The organism is Gemmiger formicilis (assembly GCF_016900095.1).
Taxonomy (GTDB): Bacteria; Bacillota; Clostridia; order Oscillospirales; family Ruminococcaceae; genus Gemmiger; species Gemmiger formicilis_A.
This window is the reverse complement of sequence record NZ_JACJJP010000066.1, coordinates 1-3,020: the sequence shown is the minus strand read 5'-3', so window position 1 is coordinate 3,020 and position 3,020 is coordinate 1. Positions and strand designations below refer to the sequence as shown.

The following is a 3,020-nucleotide window of genomic DNA, read 5'->3' as shown; positions in this document are numbered from 1 at the left end:
CCCCTGTTTTTGATCTTTGATTTTGGCGGTGATGCTGTTGTTGACCAGCGACAATTTTATTTTGGTTTTCCCGCTTTTCGCTTTGATAATCCGCTGGGAAGGCAGTAGCCCTTTTTGTACCTTCAGTTCGTCAAACTGGTCAAACGGAATGCAGATTTTATCGTAAATATGCGAGATATCAAACGTTTCCAACACTGCGATAACCAATGTTTTTTCTGTCACGCCAACATAACAATATACATTACTCAAGGCTCCCAGTGCCAGCATTTCGGCCGTACCGGACATCAGGGTCCCCCATGCTTTTCCCTGGTACGTTTCTCCTTCCGGGCAGATACTGGCTAACATTTCATTCATATCTTTCTCATTCATGAATAAAGTCATATAGTTCACCTCGTTGTTTTGTTCATGGGTCAGTGGATCCGATTCCATCTTAATTATAGCACTTATCTTATTTTACGATGTGAAATCAGGATAAAATACCCGTAAATATTAGGCGAGAAAGGCACAAGGTTACCCAATAATTTGGCTGCGACGCGGTTCTGGAAGATGTGATGCTCGCTGGGGTGTAGGAAGGAAGCTCATGAAAATGTCAGGAATGCTTATTCTTAATAATGACAGCATTTTCTCTAACCTTTTGAATCGGTTTCGGGATCATGCCATAATTTTACGCAATCTTAACCTGCTCATGATAGATACCAAACACGAGTCACGATATAATTATACTGAATTGTTGTATCTAATGGAGGAGGCGTTTTTTATGGGGGCTTTCTTTGACTGGCTGCTGTCAAATTTGAACTGGATGATTCCTGTGATCTTCATCCTGGCGTTTGCGCTCCCGATTCTGTCCGTGATCCGCAGGCTGACGAAAGGGCATGTCAGCAAAAGTTCCTGCACCGTGCAGACAGTAGGGTTTATCCGCTCCACTCGGCAGACCGGCATGTATGTCAACGAAAACCCGCAGCTGCTTTTTGAACTGGACGCCCTGGCGGAGGACGGAACGGTGTTCCAGACCGGCGTGCGGAAAATCATTCCCATGACGGCGATGGCCGGTATGGTTCCCGGCAGGGCGATCCCCATCCGCTATAACCCGGACAACAGGACGCAGGCAGTGTGGGACAATCATCCGGACGAGTCGCTGGCGCAGGAACGCGCCGCCCGCTATCAGTGCAGGAAGCACCCGGGCGATCTTTCCTATGAACAGCGGATGGAGCTAGTAAAAAACGGCGTGATGAAAAAGGCATTGCTGAAAAGCTTCCGGCTGACCGGGAAAGAAGAAGCCGGGGACTATGAAGCAGAAGCGGCCATCCAGCTTGCCGGCGAGGAGCGGGACGGCCACACATTTAAGCGAACTCTGTATGTGCCCGACACCGCTTTGGAATACATGATCCCCGGCCGGTATGTAGACGTGCGCGTCATCCCGGGCAGGGAAAATCTCTTTGCTTTTGTACTGGATTCCTCCGTGGTGTCCGGTATCAGTTAAGAGGGATACGGCGTCCTCTTGATACAGAGAAAGGGGCTGGTGTTTCGTGGAAAACGTATGGAGTCTTTTTTTCAACTGGATGGCTGAAAATCCGATTCGGGCCACCGTGATCATATCTGCGGTGGTCATTGCGCTGTGTATCCTGCTGGGGTTTGTGCTCCCTGCCAGATCCGCAAGGCGGAAAAGGGAGAAGGAGCAGCACTGGAGGGATGCCCGCACAGTGAAGACCTTGGGTTTTATCCGTTCTGCAAAGCATACGGGACGATGCGTCAATGACAATCCCGAGTTTCGCTTCGTGGTGGACGCACTGGCCGAGGACGGGACATTTTTTGAGACCACCGTGACGGAGATCATCCCCCGGGCGCAGCTTCCCATGTGCGCCGCCGGAGCGCCGCTCTCCATCCGGTATGACCCGGCAGACCGCTCCCATGCCATCGGGGATGATAATCCGGACGCCGATGTGCTGAATGAGCGCATCGCCCGCTACCAGTGCCGCAGGCATCCGGACGAACTGACCTATGAGCAGCGCATGGAGTTTAACAGAAACAGCGTGGTCAAAAAAGCGCTGCTGGAGAGTTTGCGGCTGACCGGGAAAGAGGAGGCCGGGGACTGGGAAGCGGAAGTGACGGTTCGGGTCACAGACAATGCGGCGGGAGACACGGTCATGAACCGTACCCTTTACTTAAACGACAAGATGCTTAGGCATATGGTTCCGGGCAAATACATCGACATCAGCGTTGTGCCGGGCAAAGAGGACGTTTTCGGTATCGTAACGGATATGGCCACGAAGGTCGTTCCTGAGAAAAGCGGGGCTTGAATGGTGAGTGCTCTTTCCTGTCCGGGATAACGCCGCAAAAGAAAGGATTGCGTTTTGAAAACGATCATTCATGATCTTAATAAAGCAGACTTCTCTGCTTTTGAACTTCCAGATGAAAATGTCGTGGTTTTCACTGCGGACGGCCAGTATGCTCCGTGCAGTGGCTGCTTTGCATGCTGGCTGAAAAATACCGGATTCTGTGTGATGGACGACTCCTTGAAACATGCGGGCGCATTGATCGGGCAAAGCGACCCGCTGATCATTATCAGCCGTTTGTGCTACGGCGGCTACAGCCCCGGCGTCAAGGCTGTTTTGGACCGCGCTATTGGAGTATCCCTCCCCTTCTTTACCTGGCGGGGCGGCCAAACCCATCATATAGGGCGCTACCCGCAGCGAAAACTGCTGCGGGTTCTCTTTTACGGAGATTCTACGGAATCGGAACGGCAGACTGCCACAGAGCTTGCCGAGCGTAACCGGCTCAACCTTGGATACAAAACAGCGGAAACGCTGTTTTTCCAAAATCCTGCACAGATCAGGGGAGCAATATCATGAAGCTGCTGATCTTCAATGCAAGCCCCAAAAAGAGAGGCGGCGCTTCTCAATTTTTCTCCGGTATCCTCCGGCTGTTTCTTCCCAGCCTTGTCAAAAAAACGGTTCCTCTGCGGAGCCGGAAAGACTTTGACCATGCGCTTTCCCAGTTGGGCAGCGCGGACGCCGTATGTA

The 3,020-nt window shown here is 51.8% G+C and carries 4 protein-coding genes; 3 read left to right on the top strand and 1 reads right to left on the bottom strand.

All coding sequences use genetic code 11. The features are described 5' to 3' along the window. The coding region (locus tag H6B15_RS15165) for a hypothetical protein (protein ID WP_204648841.1) at positions 1–369 on the bottom strand (369 nt) is incomplete at its 3' end. Positions 370–580: 211 nt separating this feature from the next. Between H6B15_RS15165 and H6B15_RS15160 the strand changes: the two genes are divergently transcribed. Genes H6B15_RS15160 through H6B15_RS15150 form a run of 3 tightly spaced genes read left to right on the top strand, consistent with a single transcriptional unit; the run spans position 581 to position 2,849 of the window. After that, positions 581–1,480 (top strand): hypothetical protein, encoded by a 900-nt coding sequence (locus tag H6B15_RS15160; RefSeq protein WP_204648840.1) that lies wholly within the window; start codon positions 581–583, stop codon positions 1,478–1,480. A 46-nt stretch (positions 1,481–1,526) separates the two neighbouring features. Further along, on the top strand, positions 1,527–2,297 hold the full coding sequence (locus tag H6B15_RS15155; RefSeq protein ID WP_204648839.1) for a hypothetical protein: 771 nt from the start codon (positions 1,527–1,529) through the stop codon (positions 2,295–2,297). Positions 2,298–2,351: 54 nt separating this feature from the next. After that, on the top strand, positions 2,352–2,849 hold the full coding sequence (locus H6B15_RS15150; protein ID WP_058966224.1) for a flavodoxin family protein: 498 nt from the start codon (positions 2,352–2,354) through the stop codon (positions 2,847–2,849). Positions 2,850–3,020 lie beyond the last annotated feature (171 nt).

What these genes read in the sequence shown, in the direction of transcription:
- H6B15_RS15160 (WP_204648840.1), top strand. Translation starts at nt 581, where the DNA reads ATGAAAATGTCAGGAATGCTTATTCTTAATAATGACAGCATTTTCTCT.